A 17,017-nucleotide genomic window follows, 5' to 3' on the forward strand; every position below is an offset into this window, starting at 1 on the left:
CGTGATTCGTGATTCGTGATTCGTGATTCGTGATTCGTGATTCGTGATTCGTGATTCGAAGAGCGTAGCGGTCTGCCCATCGTCCCGGCGCGGGCCGGAACGCATCGCGGCACGGGGCGGCCGGCGCCCCGATTGTGGGAGTGGCGGCGGTATGCCGCCGCCGGGAAGTCGCGACGCTTCACAACTTGCGAGCGTCGCGACTTCCGTCGCGCCCACGGCAGCCGTGCACGGCGGCGGACGTCCCGGCGCGATCCATGCACAATGGCCGCCATGTCCGATCGCATCGCGTCCGCATTGACCATCGCCGGCTCCGACTCCGGCGGTGGCGCGGGCATACAGGCCGACCTGAAGACCTTCGCCGCGCATCGGGTGCACGGTCTGTCGGCGATCGCGGTGCTGACCGCGCAGCACACCCGCGGCGTGAGCGCGGTCCATGCCCCACCGGTTGATTTCCTGCGCGCGCAGATCGACGCCTGCTTCGATGATTTCCGGATCGCAGCGGTCAAGCTCGGCATGCTTGCCAACGCCGGCATCATCGCGACCGTCGCCGAAGCGCTGCGCGTGTACGCGCCGCCGCAGGTGGTGCTCGACCCGGTGATGGTGGCCACCTCGGGCGCCAAGCTGCTCGAGGACGCGGCGCTGGCGACGCTGAAGCGCGACCTGCTGCCGCTGGCCACCCTGGTCACGCCGAACCTGCCCGAAGCCGAGTTGCTCCTGGGTCGGCGCATCGGCGACCGGGCCGCGATGCGCGCGGCCTGCCGCGACCTGCTGGCCATCGGCCCCGGCGCAGTGCTGCTCAAGGGTGGCCATCTCGACGAAGACGCCGACACGGTCATCGACCTGTTCGCCGATGCGGACGGCGTGCGCGAACTGGTGCACGCGCGCCTGCCGCATTCGGCGCACGGCACCGGCTGCACGCTGGCCTCGGCGGTGGCCGCCAACCTGTGCCGCGGGCTGCCGCTGCACGCCGCCTGCGCCGCCGCGACCGACTACGTGCACCGCGCCCTGCTCGGCGGCTATCGGCCTGGACGCGGAGACGTGCTGGTGCTCGATCACATCGGTGCCGCGGCATGACGACCGATGCGCGTGAACTGCCGCTGCAGGCGGACGACGGGCATCGGTGGTCGCTGCTGGCGCGACTGCCTGCGCAGCCGCGTGCCTCACTGCTGTGGCTACCGGCGCTGGGCGTGTCCGCCAGGAACTACCTGCCGTTCGCCGACGCCCTGGCCGCGCGGGGCATCGCGGTGTTCCTGCACGAATGGCGCGGCTTCGGCAGCAGCAGCCTGCGTGCCTCGCGCGAATGCGACTGGGGCTACCACGCGCTGCTGACACGCGACCTGCCGGCCAGCGAAGCGGCGATCGCACAGGCACTGCCGGGGCTCGAGCGCCTGATCGGCGGTCACAGCCTCGGCGGCCAGCTCGCCTGCTGCCGGCTGACGCTGCAGCCGCAGGCGGCACGGCGGCTCTGGCTGGCCGCCAGCGGTGCGCCGTACTGGCGCGCATTTCCGCTGCCGCACCGGCTGTGGCTGCCGCTGGCCTATCGCTTCCTGCCGTGGCTGGCCGCACGCCGCGGCTCCCTGCCGGGACGGACGATCGGCTTCGGCGGCAACGAGGCACGCGGCGTGATCGGCGACTGGGCGCGCACTGCGCTCAGCGGGCGCTATGCCGCGGCCGGACTGGACACCGATCTCGAGGCGGCGCTGCCGCGGGTCACCATTCCGGTGCAGGCGGTCGTCCTGCGCGATGACTGGCTGTGTCCGGAATCGTCATTGCGCTTCCTGCTGTCGAAGCTGCGCCCGGTACGGAGCCGGATCGTACGGATGGACGCCGATGACCTGCAGGCGCGCGCGGATCACTTCACCTGGCTGCAGCATCCCGACGCGATCGCCCGGACGCTGGTCGAGGATCTGTCGATCGCGCGTGGTTGAGCCGCCGCAACGATCGTTCTACCCCTCGTAGGAGCGCGCCATGCGCGCGATATCGGCGATGCCGGCAGCATCCGGTGGATGCTAGGTTCTGGACCGGCAGGCGCGCCGGTCACCGCAATCTGCGGGGGGGGGGGCGAAATGTCCGCGGCATCGCGCGCATGGCGCGCTCCTACGAAAGGGCGATGCCCGATCCGGTAGTCCGCAGTGCCGACGCCATACGCACCACCACATACGTCATCGGCCTTCCCACCGTAGGATCGGCCTGGAGGCATGATGCGGGTGAGGCCAGCCGATCGCCCGGCGCGCTAGATACCGGCAGCCGCCTTCGACGCTGCATAGGCTTCGCGCACGGCCTCGGCGCCGTAACGCCGCTCCAGCCGCCGCACGATGAAGTGTCCGCGCGCCATGCGCTGAAAATGCCGCATGAACAGCATGTTGAGCGTGGCGCCGGTGACCGCGCCGACCACCGGCACGCTCTGCACCGCGATCTTCTGGCTGATGTTGATCGAGAAGCGCGACGCGATCGCCGCCAGCAGCTGCACGATCGCCGGCGCGCCCTTGCTCATCACCCCGTGCGCGGCGATGTATTCCGCCGCCGCCGCGACCTGCTGCGCCAGCACCGCACGCGCGGCGAAATAGCCCGATTCGGCGCCGTCGTCACGGGCGCTCCTGCCGCCCATCGTCAGCACCTCGAAACAGGCGAGCGTGGCGCCCGGGTCGTCGAGGGGTTCGCCCTCGCTACGCGCGATGTCGGCGATCGACCGCAGGATGACGGTGGTGGTCAGCGGCAGTTCCAGCGCCAGCCCGAACAGGCCGAACGCGCCGCCGACCGCACCGGTGGTGGCGACCGCGGCGGTGTGCGCGCCGTTGCGTGCCGGCTTGCTGCGCGCACGCGCATCCAGGGTGGCGGTCGCCATGCGCAGCGACTGCTCCAGTGCCTTACGGGTGGACGACTGGATCAGCCGCGTGACCGGCGCTGGCAGTCGCCGGGCAAATACGTACTCCATCGGCGCACCAATCGCATTGGCCAGTTGCGCGGCAAGGCCGGGACTTTCCAGCATCTCGCGGGCGCGACGAAGGTCCTCGAGTTCATGGGTCGACAGCGACGGGACGAGCTGGTTCATATGCCTACGATACTCCGCGTGGATTGCGACCGACCCGCCATCCTACCCACGGTTCGTCACTGGGTGCGGGCATCACGCGCATGGTGCGTTTCAGCGGAATGCGTCTGCATGCGCTTGTCATCGCGGCCATACGTGCGGGTCGATCCCGACGCGGCCGAGATTGCCGGAGTCACGCGCCCATAGGAGCGCGCCATGCGCGATGGCCCGGCGTTGCGGCCGCCATGAATCTACGTCCGACACCCGCGGTATCGCGGGCGTGGCCTGCTCCTACGAAAAAAGCGGGCTCGACCCGGCAACCGGACGCCTGTCGTGATCGGCACGTCCGTTGGAGCGCACCATGCGCGCGATGCCGAACCTTGCCGCAGCAGCGCGTCCTGGATTCCCGGCCGTTGCCGCGCTCCGGTACGCTGCGCGCGACGAGCCGAAGGGCGGTACTCGCGGCGACCGCCGACCACCAGACGACGCGAATAAAGCCGGAACCAAAACAAAGGGCCGATGGTTGCCCATCGGCCCTCGTCATGAATGGCGCGCCCGGAAGGATTCGAACCTCCGACCCCCAAGTTCGTAGCCTGGTGCTCTATCCAACTGAGCTACGGGCGCGCAGGAGCGAAATTATGAAGCGCGAGCCGCCGGTTCGTCAATCCATCCAGCATCGACGACGGCACCTAAACCACGCCGAGACGCCCTGGCGAAACGCCGCCAGCGCGCCGTACCGTCCCAGACATCACGAACTCGGAACCATGGCTGTAGGGATGGCGAAGAGTGAGGCATAAGCATGAGCCGTGGTCGCGCGCGCACCATCGGCGTGCGCCCATGCAAACGCCCGGCGCGCTGCGCCGAGCCGGAAATCGCGAACTCAGAGCCATCCCGCGAGGAATGGCGGAGAGTGAGGGGCGAAAGCGGACCGCTCGCGAGCCACCGGCTCGCGTCCGCTTGAGCGCCTGAGCGCTCTGCGCGAAGGCCGGAAATCGCGAACTCGGAGCCATCCCGAAGGGATGGCGGAGAGTGAGGGGCGAAAGCGGACCGCTCGCGAGCCACCGGCTCGCGTCCGCTTGAGCGCCTGAGCGCTCTGCGCGAAGGCCGGAAATCGCGAACTCGGAGCCATCCCGAAGGGATGGCGGAGAGTGAGGGGCGAAAGCGGACCGCTCGCGAGCCACCGGCTCGCGTCCGCTTGAGCGCCTGAGCGCTCTGCGCGAAGGCCGGAAATCGCGAACTCGGAGCCATCCCGAAGGGATGGCGGAGAGTGAGGGATTCGAACCCTCGATGGAGTGTTTAGCCCCATACTCCCTTAGCAGGGGAGCCCCTTCAGCCACTCGGGCAACTCTCCGTTTGCATCGATCCTGCGCCTGCAGGGTGCGAACGCCCGCGCAGGATACCGGCTCGCTTCGAAGGCGGCAAACCCTAGGTTTCGGTTTCGTTGCCTCCGTGGGTATCGTTGCCCTCCCCGCGATGAATGCGCTGATAGATCTCTTCGCGGTGAACCGCGACGTCTTTCGGGGCGGTGATTCCTATACGGACCTGGTTTCCCTTGACGCCGAGGACGGTCACCGTCACGGAGTCGCCGATCATCAGGGTCTCTCCGACGCGTCGAGTCAAAATCAACATTGAGAACTCTCCATGGACTGGCAGCTTATCCGCCAGCGGCGGCCACCCGGCACTCCGGCCGCAGCTCCGCTCTTGGAATCAGTAACGACAAACGTCCATGATACCGGCCGTCGGTCACATTCGGATAGGTGTAAAGTCACGCTGCAGTCATGTGAGGCGTTCCGATACCCACTGCTCGACGCCTTTCAGTGCCTGCGCCAGGGCCGGGCCGTCGTTGCCGCCGCCCTGGGCCAGATCGGGTCGCCCCCCGCCTTTGCCGCCGATCTGACCGGCGACGTGCGACAGGAGTTCCCCGGCGCGGACGCGCCCCGAAGCAGCGCCGCTGACCCCGGCAACCAGCGCTGCCTTGCCGTCGCTGGCGCCGGCGAGGATCACCACCGCGTCGCCCAGTTGCTGCTTCAGGCGATCGACGGTCTCGCGCAACGCCTTGGCGTCGAAGCCTTCCAGCCGCGCCGCCAGGACCCGGATGCCCCGCACCTCGGCCGCCGATTCGGCGAGATGGCTGGTGGCGCCGCTGGCCGCCTTGGTCTTCAGCGCCTCGAGCTCGCGCTCCAGCCGCTTCTGCCGCTCCAGCAGGGCGCGTAGCTTGTCGCCGACCTCGGCGGTGGTGCCGCCGAGCAGGTCGGCCGCCTGCCGCAGTTGCCGCTCCTCGGCCGCGACTTGTTGGAGCGCCGCCTGTCCGGTCAGCGCCTCGACCCGGCGCACGCCGGCCGACACGCCGCCCTCCGACACCAGCTTGAACAGGCCGATCTCGCCGGTGCGGCCGACGTGGGTGCCGCCGCACAGCTCGACCGATTCGCCCATCGTCACCACCCGCACGCGCTCGCCGTATTTCTCGCCGAACAACGCGATGGCGCCGGCGTCCAGGGCCTCCTGCATGTCCATCTCGCGGATCCCAACGGCATGATCGGCGCGCACCTCGGCGTTAACCCGGCGTTCAATTTCAGCAACCTCCTCGGCCGCCAACGGCTGAAAGTGCGAGAAATCGAAGCGCAGCCGGTCCGGCGCGACCAGCGAGCCCTTCTGCGCGACATGGGTGCCCAGCAGTCCGCGCAGTGCGCCGTGCAGCAGGTGCGTGGCGCTGTGGTTGAGCACGATATCGGCACGGCGGGCGGCGTCGACCGAACCGAGCAGGTGATCGCCGCGCGCGAGCGTACCGGCTTCCAGTCGTCCGACATGGCCATGGAACTGGCCGGCGAATTTCCGCGTGTCCTGCACCCGGAAACGTACGCCCTGCCCGTCCAGCTCGCCGATATCGCCGACCTGGCCACCGGATTCGGCGTAGAACGGAGTCCGGTCGAGGATCACGATGGCCTCCTCGCCGGCCGCCACCGATTCCACCGGACGACCGTCGCGCAGCAGCGCGATGACTTCCAGCCCACCGGCCTGCAACCGGTCGTAGCCGAGGAATTCGGTCGGCCGCAGCTGCGCCACCAAGTCCGCGGGCAAGCCGACACCGGATGCGAACTTGCCGGCAGCGCGCGCGGTCTCGCGCTGCCGGGTCATGGCCGCATCGAAACCGGCGACGTCGACGTCCAGGCCGCGCTCGCGGGCGATATCGGCGGTGAGGTCGAGGGGGAAACCGTAGGTGTCGTAGAGACGGAACGCCTCCGCCCCGGGGATGATGCCGCCGCTGCGGTCGGCGATCTCGTCGAAGATGCGCATGCCGGCGTCGAGCGTCTCGGCGAAGCGCTCCTCCTCGGCCCGCAGCGCGCGCTCGACCAGCTCACGCTTGGCGCGCAGTTCCGGATAGGCCTCGCCCATCAGCGCATCGACGGTCTCGACCATGCGGTGGAAGAACGGGTCGCGCACGCCCAGCATCCAGCCGTGGCGCAGCGCGCGGCGGATGATCCGGCGCAGCACGTAGCCGCGGCCCTCGTTCGACGGCAGCACGCCGTCGACGATCAGGAAGCTGCAGGCGCGGATATGGTCGGCGATCACGCGCAGCGACTTGTTGCCGAGGTCCTGGGTGCCGGTGAGCTCGGCGGCGCGCTGGATCAACGTCTGGAACAGGTCGATCTCGTAGTTACTGTGCTTGCCCTGCAGCACCGCCGCCAGTCGCTCCAGGCCCATGCCGGTGTCCACGCACGGCGCGGGCAGCGGCAACAGGGCGCCGTCGGGCTGGCGGTCGAACTGCATGAAGACCAGGTTCCAGATCTCGATGAAACGGTCGCCGTCCTCGTCCGGAGAGCCCGGCGGGCCGCCCGGAACGTCGGCGCCGTGATCGTAGAAGATCTCGGTGCAGGGGCCACAGGGGCCGGTATCGGCCATCTGCCAGAAATTGTCCGACGCGTACGGCGCACCCTTGTTGTCGCCGATCCGGATGATCCGCTCCGGCGGCAGGCCGATGTCGTCGCGCCAGATGCGGTAGGCCTCCTCGTCGGTGTGATAGATGGTGACCAGCAGGCGCTCGGCGGGCAGTTTCCAGACTTCGGTCAACAGCTCCCACGACCAGGCGATGGCTTCCTTCTTGAAATAGTCGCCGAACGACCAGTTGCCCAGCATCTCGAAGAAGGTGTGGTGGCGCGCGGTGTAGCCGACTGAATCGAGGTCGTTGTGCTTGCCGCCGGCGCGCAGGCAGCGCTGGACGTCGGTCGCGCGCACATAGCTGCGCTTCTCGGCGCCCAGGAACACGTCCTTGAACTGCACCATGCCGGAGTTGGTGAACAACAGGGTCGGGTCATTGCCCGGCACCAGCGATGCCGAAGGGACGACGGTATGGGATTTGCCGCGGAAAAACTCGAGGAATTCGCGACGGATATCGGAAGTGGTCTTCATCGTGGGCATGGCAATACGTGAAGGGCGCCGGTCCGGCGCCCGACCGCAATGCGGCCACGACGTGGAGCTGACAACCCGATAGGGGGAAGGTTAACAGGACGCGACGCGCCTGGCTGCGCCCGGCCCGCGAGCAGCGGACCGCACCTGTCCCGCGCTCAGTCGTCGGGGGCGAATCCGGTCGCGCGCCGCACGATGCCGATATCGAAGCCCCGCCGGATCAGGTACTCGGCGGCCTTGCGTCGGCGATCCTGGTCAGCGGCACTCAGATCGCCAAAACGGCGCTCCACCTGTGCCTGGGCACGCTCGCGCCAGTCGTCTTCGCCGTCCTCGGCCAGCGCCGCGAAGGCTGCCTCGATCACGGCGGCGTCGAGTCCGTGGGACTCGAGTTCGACCCGGATCCGTTGCGGTCCGTAGCCGCCAGCCACGCGCGAGCGCGCCAGGCTGACCGCAAACCGGGTGTCGTCCTGCCAGCCCTCGGCGGCCATGCGCTCGACCGCGCGGGCCGCCTCCTCCACCTCGACGCCGCGCGCGGCCAGCTTGCGCTCGAGCTCGCGGCGCGAATGCTCGCGCCGGACCAGCAGCCCCAATGCGCGCTGCGCCGGGGTAGGTTCGGGCCGGGACTTGCGCCGGCCGTTGGAGCCTGAATCCCGCATCGTTCTCCCGTCAGCCGGGCCGCGGCGCCCGCCCTACCTGGTGATGCCTGCGGAGCGGTCCGCAGGCACGCAGGGCACGCGGGACGCCGCCTCAGGCCTCGACGTCTTCCTTCTCGACGTCTTCCTTCCTTTCTTCCGGCTTCACATCGGCCGGTACGAACTGGGCGCGCAATGCCGCCTCCAGCTTGGCGGCGACCTCGGGATTCTCCTTCAGGTACTGGCGTGCGTTCTCCTTGCCCTGGCCGATGCGTTCCTTGCCGTAGCTGTACCAGGCGCCGGCCTTGTCGACCAGCTTGGCTTCCACGCCCATGTCGATCAGCTCGCCCTCGCGGCTGATGCCCTCGCCGTACAGGATCTCGGTGATGACCTGCTTGAACGGCGGCGCCATCTTGTTCTTGACCACCTTGATCTTGGTCTGGTTGCCGATGATCTCCTCGCCCTTCTTGATCGCGCCGATGCGGCGGATGTCCAGGCGCACCGAGGCGTAGAACTTGAGCGCGTTGCCGCCGGTGGTGGTTTCCGGGCTCTGCCCCGGCATCATGATGCCGATCTTGTGGCGCAGCTGGTTGATGAAGAACACCATGCAGTTGCTGCGCTTGATGTTGCCGGTTAACTTGCGCAGCGCCTGGCTCATCAGGCGGGCCTGCAGGCCGGGCAACTGGTCGCCCATCTCGCCCTCGATCTCGGCCCTGGGCGTCAGCGCGGCGACCGAGTCGATGACCACCATGTCGACCGCGTTGGAGCGCACCAGCATGTCGGCGATCTCCAGCGCCTGCTCGCCGGTGTCCGGCTGCGAGACCAGCAGGTCGTCGATGTTGACGCCCAGCTTGGTGGCGTAGCCGGGATCGAGCGCGTGCTCGGCGTCGATGAAGGCGGCGGTGCCGCCGAGCTTCTGGCACTGCGCAATGGTCTGCAGGGTCAGCGTGGTCTTGCCGGACGACTCGGGACCGTAGATCTCGACCACGCGGCCCTTGGGCAGGCCGCCGATGCCGAGCGCGATGTCGAGCTGCAGCGAGCCGGTGGGGATCGACTCCACCGCCTGCGCGGTGCCGTCGCCCATGCGCATCACCGAGCCCTTGCCGAACTGCTTCTCGATCTGGGTCAGGGCGGCGGACAGCGCGCGCTTCTTGTTCTCGTCCATCTTGATGATCCTCTGCAGTGATTGATTCGGGTTGACGGGCAATCTAGCGGTGGCAGGTCGCACGGGCTGCGACGACCTTGCCCTCATGAACGATTATCGGGATCGGCAGCCGCGCTTCCAGCCGCGAACGCCATCCAGCCCTGTCGGAAAACACCGCGCCGCGATGACGGAAAACGATGGCGCGGGAACGCGTCACGACGACTCATCGGTTCGGCCGCACCAGGCCGCAGTACAGGCCCTCGATGGCGAAGTCCTGGTCCGGCAGCACCTCGATCGGCGCGTAGTCGGGGTTGCGAGGCAGCAGGCGGATGCGGTCGCGGCCGAGCTTGAGCAGCTTGACGGTGATCTCCTCGTCGATGCGGGCGACGACGATCTGCCCGGAGCGGGCATCGGGCGTGCGATGCACGCCGATCAGGTCGCCGTCGAAGATGCCCTCGTCGCGCATCGAGTCGCCCTTCACCTTCAACAGGTAATCCGGTGACGGCGAGAACAGCACGCGGTCGAGCACCACGTAGTCGTCGGAGCCGATGTCGGCCCCGATCGGCGCGCCCGCGGCGACCCGGCCCAGCACCGGCAACCGCAGCGCATCGCCGTCGGCCGCACCGGCCGAATCGAACGGGAGCTTCCGCTGCGGCGCTTCCGGGGTCACCCGCAACCGGATCCCCCGGGCGCGGCCCGGTACGCGCTCGATGGCGCCCGCGGCCTCCAGCGCCTCCAAGTGATACTGCGCCGCGCGCACGCCGGCGAAGCCGAAGGCGCGGGCGATCTCGGTCTGCGACGGCGGCACGCCCTCGGCCTCGATGCGCTCGGCGATCAGGGCCAGGATGTCGCGTTGGGTGTCGGTCAGCTGCATGGTTAGTAGTAATACTACTAATCGCTCAGCCGAGCAAGCCCTCCAACTCGTGCAGCGCGGCCGCCACGGTCTGCCGGCGCACCTGGTCGCGGTCGCCGTCGAAATGGAACACTTCGGCCTTCGGATAGCGCCCGCGGCGCTTCCAGGCGATCCATACCGTGCCGACCGGCTTGTCCTCGGAACCGCCGCCGGGACCGGCGATCCCGGTCACCGCCACCGCGAGGCTGGCGCCCGAGTTCACCAGCGCGCCGGAGACCATTTCGACCGCGGTCTCGCGGCTGACCGCGCCGTGCTCGTCCAGGGTCTGCGGGCGCACGCCGAGCAGCGCCTGCTTGGCCTCGTAGCTGTAGGCGACCATGCCGCAATCGAACCACTCCGAAGAGCCGGCGATGTCGGTCATCACCTTGGCGATCCAGCCGCCGGTGCAGCTCTCGGCGGTGACCAGCGTGTGGTGGCCGGCGAGCAGCTGCTCGCCGAGTGCCTGCGCCTGCGCGCGCAGCGCGTCTTCGTGGGGTACGTGCATCGTGCGGCTTCAAGATCGGGGGGAAGGCCTTTGTAGCCGATTTCGACGTCGGCGTGTCCACAAGGAAAACCCGCGCATCCGGGGCGCAATGCACGGCACCGGAACGGAATTTCGCCATGTGCTTTACAAGAGAACGCATATAAATGCCATGTATGAAGCAAGGCCGTGCGGAGGCAGGAGAGCGACCACTGCTGTCCGCGGACAATCAACGTGAGCCGCAGCTGACCAGAAATGAGGCCGAACCCAGGAGATCCACGATGAGCAGATTCGAGGGCAAGCGAATCCTGATCACTGGAGGTACGAGCGGAATCGGGCTCGCGGGCGCCATGCGTGTGGCTGGAGAAGGAGGCGAGGTCGCCCTGACAGGGACCAATCCAGAGCGCCTGGAAAAAACTCGGAGACTGATCCCATCGGCCGTAATCATCCGGAACGATGCCGCAGATGCGGCTTCAGGTGACATGTTGGCGCGGGAGATCGGCAACAAGCTGCCGGGCCTGGATGGCCTGTGGTTGAACGCCGGCTTTGCCGATATCGCCCCGGATGAGGAGATCGATGCTGCCTTCTTCGACCGCATGATGAACGTGAACGTCCGGGGACCGGTTCTGCAACTGGCGAGGCTCGCAGGGCTCCTGAACGAGAAAGCCTCCGTCGTGGTGACGTCCTCGACCGCGGCCTATGAAGGCGCAGCGATGGCGAGCGTCTACTCCGCGACCAAGGGCGCCGTCGTCTCCCTGGTCCGATGCTGGGCCTCGGCACTCGCAGCGAGACGAATCCGCGTGAACGCGTTGGTGCCTGGACCCATGGACACCCATTTTCGCGACTTCATGCCGGCCGATCTTCGGAAGCAATTTGAAAGCGATGTTCTCTCCCGCTTGCCGCTCGGAAGAATCGGCGCCGCGGACGAGGCGGCTGCGGTGGCGCTCTTCCTCCTGTCGGACGATGCTTCCTTCGTGACCGGAAGCGAATACGTCGTCGACGGCGGCCTCACCAAACGCTGATCAAACCGCGCTTGTGATCGGCTCGATGCGCCAGTCGGTTAGCTACCGTGCTGAGGCGACGGCACCTCGGTATGCACCCGGTGGGCCGCCGCCGAGAAGGTCCCCAAGATCCCTTCCAGACGCGCTTGGCGCCTGGAAGGGTCCGTGGACTGGAGCTGACGGCACGGGCGTTCAGCCGCGCCAATCGCAACGACTTCAGTAGCGCAGCCGGAAGGTCACCCCGTAGGTCGCCGGCGCACCGAGGAAGCCGTTGTAGGTGTTGAGCGGATCGCCCGGCTGCGGCGAGCCGACCGCCTGCAGCGGGCCGTCGAAGCCGACCTGCACATAGTCCTCGTCGAAGATGTTCTGCCCCCACAGCTCGACCATCCAGCGCCGGTCGCGGGCGCCGAAGCCCAGGCGTGCGTTGACCACGGTGAACCCATCCTGGTGCTTCTCGGCATCGAGGTCGGAGCCGGTGTTGAACTCGGACATGTACTTGGCGCCGATGTTGAAGCGCGCCAGCAGCCGGTCGCCGAGGTCCCATTCGTAGGTCGCCGAGCCCGAGCCCGACCAGTACGGCGCGAACGGCATGCGTGCGCCCGGCAGCTTGTACAGCGCGCCGCCCGGTGCCTGGAAGTCGGCGCCTGGGATGTCGTCGCCGAAGCGCGTGTCGGCGTACATCAGCCCGCCCTGCAGCGTCAGCCCACGCACTGTCGCCGACTGCCACAGGACCTCGGTGTCGATGCCCTGCGACACCACCTTCGGGATCGAGCGCACCACGAAACTGGTGCCGAGAAAGCTGTTGAGCTGGAAGTCGTCGTAGGTCTGGTGGAACAGCGTGGCGTTGAGCAGCAGGTTGCCGCCGGCCCAGGTGGTGCGGACGCCGAGTTCGTAGCTGTCGACGAACTCGCCCGGGAACGAGGTGTCGTCAACCGGGGTGATCCCGGAGCCGCCGCTGGACAGGCCGTTGGAAGACTGCACGCGGTCGAGATTGAAGCCGCCACCCTTGTAGCCGCGCGCGGCCGAAAGATAGGTCATCACCGTTTCGTTCCAGCGATACGCCGCCTTGAGCGTGCCGGACCACTCCTTCTCCTCGCGCTCCTGCCGGGTCATGCGGCCATGGTGCAGGGCGTTCGCCCAGGGCAGGCACATGAAGCCCGCCACCTGCGGCGCCACGCTGCCCAGGATCTGCGCCTGCACCTCCGGCGGCAGCGCAGCGAGCGGCACGCCGCGCGCAGTCAGCGCCGCCGCCACGCGGCCGGCCGGGTTCGCCAGCACGCTACCGCAGCCGACGCTGCCGTTGGGGTTGCTGTAGACCGAGGTCAGCTCCTTCTTTTCGCGTGTGTAGCGCAGGCCGAGGGTGAGATCGAGCGCGTCGGTGGCGTGCCAGGTGTTGTTGGTGAAGATCGCCTGGCTCTTCGCGCTCTGGTCGTGGCGGTCGAGCGCGCCGAGCCCGGTGAAATTCGTGCCGAACGGTTGTCCGCTCACCTGCGACATGAAGGTCGCGGGATTCGCGGTATCCACCACGATGCCCAGCGGCGCCAGCTGCGCCGCCAGGCCGCCCAGCACCTGCTGGCCGACCAGCGTGGACAGGTACGGCTCGTAGGCGGCGCCGATCCGGTAGGTTTCGGTGCGATCCAGGTCCTCGTCCGAATAGAAGAAGCCGACCATCCAGTCGAAGCGGTCGGTCGCGCCGGTGAGCCGCAGCTCCTGGCTGAAGGTATCGAAACCGGTGAACGACTCGTCGGCATCCGCGTTGCGGTACAGGATGTCGGCGGTGGTGAAGTCGTAGTCCAGACCGTTGATCGCCTGCCACTCGCGTTGCGCGGTGATCGAGGTCAAGGTGGCGCCGCCGAACCACGGCGTCTCCCAATCGACCTGGGCCGAGACGCCCTTGTCCTTGATGTCCTGCGAGGTCGAGCGGTTGCTGTAGGCGATCCGCGCATACGGATCCGCCGGCATCGCGATCGCATTGCCGCCGCCGAGCGCATTGATGATCGGCGCGGTGCCGCCGGTCACCAGCTGCACGGCGGTGCAGCAGTTCTCTTCGCGGCTGGTGTAGTCGGCCGAGAACTGAAGGTTGAGCGTCTCGGTCGGCTCGAACAGCAGCTTGCCGCGCAGGGTGTGGTAGTTCTGGTCGTAGTCCTCGGTGTCGGTGCGCGGGCCGGCGCCGGTGCGCACGTCCATCCAGCCGTCGCGCTTGCGCTTGGCCGCATAGACGCTGAAGGCGGCGTTGTCGCTGAGGGCATCGTTGTAGGAACCCGATACACCGAGTGCGCCGTAGTTGCCGGCCGTGACCTCGCCTTCGGCGCTCTGCGTATAGCTCGGGCGCCGGGTCATCACGTTGATGACGCCGGCCGAGGTGTTCTTGCCGAACACCGTGCCCTGCGGGCCCTTGAGCACCTCGATGCGCTCGATCTCGCCCAGGTCGCCGAAGCCGATGCTGTTGCGCGGCCGGTACACACCGTCGATCACCACCCCCACCGACGACTCCAGGCCGACGTTGTCGCCGACGGTGCCGATGCCGCGGATGCGGGCGGTGGTGATGGCCTCGTTCTGGGTGCTGGTCACGGTCAGGCCGGGCACCAGCACCTGCATGTCCTTGATGTCGCGCACGCCGCTGTCGCGGATCAGCTGCTCGTCCATCACCGTGACCGAGATCGGCACGTCCTGCAGCGCTTCCTCGCGCTTCTGCGCGGTGACGACCAGCGTGGCCAGGGTGGCCGGCTCGTCGTCACGTCCGTCGTTGGCCGGCGGCGCGTCCTGCGCCTGCGCGACTTGGACCTGCGACATCGACACCAGAGCCGCCAGGACCGCGGCGGCGAGGAGCTTGTATTGCGGATGCTGTGAACTCATGGCGTCCCCCTAACCGTAGATGATCGTTGAACCACGAAGGCGTCGTGACCCGCTGAAGCACTGCACGCAGGTACCGGGCGAACCGATCGTCCGGAGGCGGCGGGAACCGGTGTGGGGGACCTGGTCCAACTTGCCGCCATTCCTTGCGTTGACGGAAAACTAACATAATTCCGGACGCCCGCGGATGTGGCGAACGGCCCGGATGAATGCGCCGAAAATCCCGCATCGGCGGCACCTGTGCGTCCATCGGCACGGGCCTGTCGCCCGGGACAATGGAAGGACTGGCGGCCCGGTCAGCGGGCCGAGGCGGCGGCGACGATGCTCATGCGCCGCGCCCCGTCGTACGCACATGCGGCGGCAGCGCCAGAGCGATCAGTGCTGCCGCGGCCACGAACGACGCCGAGATCCACAGGCAGGCGACCAGCCCGGCCGCCTGGTACACCCAGCCCGACAGCACCGTGCCGAGCAGCCGCCCCATGGCATTGGCCATGTAGTAGAAACCGACGTCCAGCGACACCCCGTCCTCGCGCGCGTAGCTGACGATCAGGTAGCTGTGCAGCGCCGAGTTGACCGCGAACAGCACGCCGAACAGCGCCAGGCCCGCGACCAGCACCGTCTGCGGCGGCCAGCCGGACAGCAGCAGCGCGATCCCGGCCGGTACCACCGCCAGCGCCGCCGCCCAGCCGAACGCGGCGCCGCGGCCCGGCGGCTGCAGCGGATCGCGCCCGGTGAAGCGCGGCGCCGACGCCTGCACGATGCCGTAGCCGACCACCCAGACCGCGAGGAACGCACCAACCTGCCAGTGGTCCCAGCCCAGCACGCTGGCCAAAAACACCGGCAGCGCCACCACGAACCAGACGTCGCGCGCGCCGAACAGGAACAGCCGCGCCGCCGACAGCACGTTGATCGCGCGGCTCTTGGAGAACACCTGCCGGAACTTCGGCGCCGCCTTCGCCCGGCCCAGGTCGCGCCGCAGCAACGCAAGGCTGGCGATCCACACCAGCGCCAGCGCGGCCGCCATCGCCAGCACCGAACCGCGGAAGCCGAGCCAGGTCAGCAGCCCGCCGCCGAGGAAGAAGCCGACGCCCTTGAGCGCGTTTTTGGAGCCGGTCAGCGCCGCCACCCAGCGGTACAGAGTGCCCTGCGCGCCGTCGGCGACCAGCAGCTTGACGCTGCTCTTGGCGCTCATCTTGTTGAGGTCCTTGGCGATGCCCGACAGTGCCTGCGCGGCCATGACCAGCGGCACCGTCAGCCACGCGGTCGGCACCGCCAGCATCGCCAGTGCGACGATCTGCAGGGCGAGGCCGATGTTCATCGTGCGGTTCAGGCCGATGCGCGCGCCCAGCCAGCCGCCGACCAGGTTCGTCACCACGCCGAAGATCTCGTAGAACAGGAACAGCAGCGCGATCTGCAGCGGCCCATAGCCGAGCTGGTGGAAATGCAGCACCACCAGCATGCGCAGCGCGCCGTCGGTCAGGGTGAAGGCCCAGTAGTTGCCGGTGACCAGCGCGTACTGGCGGAGGTTGGGGGTAGAGAGGGTGGGCACCACGGTCAGGACATCGCCGCCCGCCCCACCTTGAGCGCCAGCTCGGCGGTCCGGTTCACGTAGCCCCATTCGTTGTCGTACCAGGCGTAGACCTTGACCTGGGTGCCGCCGATCACCCGCGTCGACAGCGCATCGACGATCGACGAGCGCGGATCGGTGCGGTAGTCGATCGACACCAGCGGGCGCTCCTCGTAGCCGAGGATGCCGGCCAGCGGCGCCGACGCCGCGGCATCGCGGAACAGCGCGTTGACCTCCTCCACCGTGGTGGCGCGCACCATCTCGAATACGCAGTCGGTCAGCGAGGCATTGGTCAGCGGCACCCGCACGGCGATGCCGTCCAGGCGCCCGCGCAGCTCCGGGAAGATCTCGGCGATCGCTGTGGCCGAACCGGTCGAGGTCGGGATCAGGCTGCTGCCGCAGGCGCGCGCGCGGCGCGGGTCCTTGTGCGCGGCATCGACGATCGTCTGGGTATTGGTCAGCGAGTGGATGGTGGTGATGCTGCCGTGGCGGATGCCGAGGCCTTCATGCAGCACCTTGACCACCGGCGCCAGGCAGTTGGTGGTGCACGAGGCGGCGGTGACGATGCGGTGCACGGCCGGATCGAACAGGTGGTCGTTGACCCCGACCACCGTGTCGAGCACGCCGGGTTCCTTGACTGGTGCGGTCACGACCACGCGCGGCACGCCCTGGTCGAGATACGGCTGCAGCGCCGCCTTCTTCCGGAACTTGCCCGAGGCTTCGATCACCACGTCGCAGCCGGACCAGTCGCTGTCGGCGATCTCGCGGTTGCGGCCGACGGGAATGCGGCGGCCGTCGATCACCAGGGCGTCGCCGTCGTGGCGCACATCGCGCTGCCAGCGGCCGTGCACCGAATCGAACGCCAGCAGGTGCGCAAACTGTGCCGCGTCGGCAGCCGGGTCGTTGATGCGGACGAATTCGAACGCCTGCGCGAGGTCGTCGCGCTGCAGCGCCGCGCGCAAGGTCAGCCGGCCCATGCGGCCGAATCCGTTGATGCCGATCTTGAGGGTCATGG

General features: G+C 68.3%; 13 protein-coding genes and 2 tRNA genes. 3 read left to right on the forward strand and 12 right to left on the reverse strand.

Annotated features, from left to right (window positions below; translation table 11 throughout):
- The first annotated feature begins 270 nt into the window (after nucleotides 1-270).
- Both thiD and FXO19_RS16045 read left to right on the forward strand, forming a co-directional pair.
- Nucleotides 271-1,074, forward strand: a complete 804-nt coding sequence (thiD, locus tag FXO19_RS16040) for a bifunctional hydroxymethylpyrimidine kinase/phosphomethylpyrimidine kinase (RefSeq protein ID WP_149196130.1) — start codon at nucleotides 271-273, stop codon at nucleotides 1,072-1,074.
- Nucleotides 1,071-1,928: an alpha/beta hydrolase family protein gene (locus FXO19_RS16045; RefSeq protein WP_149196131.1), complete on the forward strand. Its 858-nt coding sequence runs from the start codon at nucleotides 1,071-1,073 to the stop codon at nucleotides 1,926-1,928. Before thiD ends, FXO19_RS16045 begins: the two co-directional genes overlap by 4 nt.
- Before the next feature lie 305 nt (nucleotides 1,929-2,233).
- Here FXO19_RS16045 and FXO19_RS16050 read toward each other — a convergent pair whose 3' ends face one another.
- The 9 genes from FXO19_RS16050 to FXO19_RS16090 all read right to left on the reverse strand — a co-directional run bounded on the left by FXO19_RS16050 (nucleotide 2,234) and on the right by FXO19_RS16090 (nucleotide 10,605).
- Nucleotides 2,234-3,052, reverse strand: a complete 819-nt coding sequence (locus FXO19_RS16050) for an EcsC family protein (RefSeq protein ID WP_149196132.1) — start codon at nucleotides 3,050-3,052, stop codon at nucleotides 2,234-2,236.
- A gap of 523 nt (nucleotides 3,053-3,575) precedes the next feature.
- A tRNA-Arg gene (locus FXO19_RS16055) sits at nucleotides 3,576-3,652 on the reverse strand.
- A 634-nt stretch (nucleotides 3,653-4,286) separates the two neighbouring features.
- A tRNA-Ser gene (locus FXO19_RS16060) sits at nucleotides 4,287-4,379 on the reverse strand.
- Nucleotides 4,380-4,453: 74 nt separating this feature from the next.
- Nucleotides 4,454-4,657: a carbon storage regulator CsrA gene (gene csrA, locus FXO19_RS16065; protein ID WP_149196133.1), complete on the reverse strand. Its 204-nt coding sequence runs from the start codon at nucleotides 4,655-4,657 to the stop codon at nucleotides 4,454-4,456.
- A 147-nt stretch (nucleotides 4,658-4,804) separates the two neighbouring features.
- On the reverse strand, nucleotides 4,805-7,444 hold the full coding sequence (gene alaS / locus FXO19_RS16070) for an alanine--tRNA ligase (protein ID WP_149196134.1): 2,640 nt from the start codon (nucleotides 7,442-7,444) through the stop codon (nucleotides 4,805-4,807).
- 146 nt (nucleotides 7,445-7,590) lie between these two features.
- Nucleotides 7,591-8,088 (reverse strand): regulatory protein RecX, encoded by a 498-nt coding sequence (locus FXO19_RS16075; RefSeq protein WP_149196135.1) that lies wholly within the window; start codon nucleotides 8,086-8,088, stop codon nucleotides 7,591-7,593.
- A 91-nt stretch (nucleotides 8,089-8,179) separates the two neighbouring features.
- Nucleotides 8,180-9,229, reverse strand: a complete 1,050-nt coding sequence (gene recA, locus FXO19_RS16080; RefSeq protein WP_149196136.1) for a recombinase RecA — start codon at nucleotides 9,227-9,229, stop codon at nucleotides 8,180-8,182.
- Nucleotides 9,230-9,431: 202 nt separating this feature from the next.
- Nucleotides 9,432-10,082, reverse strand: coding sequence for a transcriptional repressor LexA (gene lexA / locus FXO19_RS16085; protein WP_149196137.1), 651 nt, complete (start codon nucleotides 10,080-10,082; stop codon nucleotides 9,432-9,434).
- A 25-nt stretch (nucleotides 10,083-10,107) separates the two neighbouring features.
- Nucleotides 10,108-10,605: a CinA family protein gene (locus FXO19_RS16090; protein ID WP_149196138.1), complete on the reverse strand. Its 498-nt coding sequence runs from the start codon at nucleotides 10,603-10,605 to the stop codon at nucleotides 10,108-10,110.
- A gap of 257 nt (nucleotides 10,606-10,862) precedes the next feature.
- Between FXO19_RS16090 and FXO19_RS16095 the strand changes: the two genes are divergently transcribed.
- Entirely contained in the window at nucleotides 10,863-11,603 is a 741-nt protein-coding gene (locus tag FXO19_RS16095) for an SDR family oxidoreductase (RefSeq protein ID WP_149196139.1), read from the forward strand.
- 195 nt (nucleotides 11,604-11,798) lie between these two features.
- Here FXO19_RS16095 and FXO19_RS16100 read toward each other — a convergent pair whose 3' ends face one another.
- From FXO19_RS16100 to FXO19_RS16110, 3 genes are all read right to left on the reverse strand, one after another.
- The gene (locus FXO19_RS16100; RefSeq protein ID WP_149196140.1) at nucleotides 11,799-14,438 is read right to left on the reverse strand and encodes a TonB-dependent receptor; all 2,640 of its coding nucleotides are present in this window, start codon (nucleotides 14,436-14,438) and stop codon (nucleotides 11,799-11,801) included.
- A gap of 322 nt (nucleotides 14,439-14,760) precedes the next feature.
- The gene (gene arsJ / locus FXO19_RS16105; RefSeq protein ID WP_255516467.1) at nucleotides 14,761-15,984 is read right to left on the reverse strand and encodes an organoarsenical effux MFS transporter ArsJ; all 1,224 of its coding nucleotides are present in this window, start codon (nucleotides 15,982-15,984) and stop codon (nucleotides 14,761-14,763) included.
- Between the two features lie 5 nt (nucleotides 15,985-15,989).
- Nucleotides 15,990-17,015 carry an ArsJ-associated glyceraldehyde-3-phosphate dehydrogenase gene (locus FXO19_RS16110; RefSeq protein ID WP_149196142.1) on the reverse strand — a complete coding sequence of 342 codons (1,026 nt, stop codon included), beginning with the start codon at nucleotides 17,013-17,015 and terminating at the stop codon, nucleotides 15,990-15,992.
- Nucleotides 17,016-17,017 lie beyond the last annotated feature (2 nt).

The sequence above is a fragment of the Luteimonas suaedae genome (assembly GCF_008312895.1).
Taxonomy (GTDB): domain Bacteria; phylum Pseudomonadota; class Gammaproteobacteria; order Xanthomonadales; family Xanthomonadaceae; genus Luteimonas; species Luteimonas suaedae.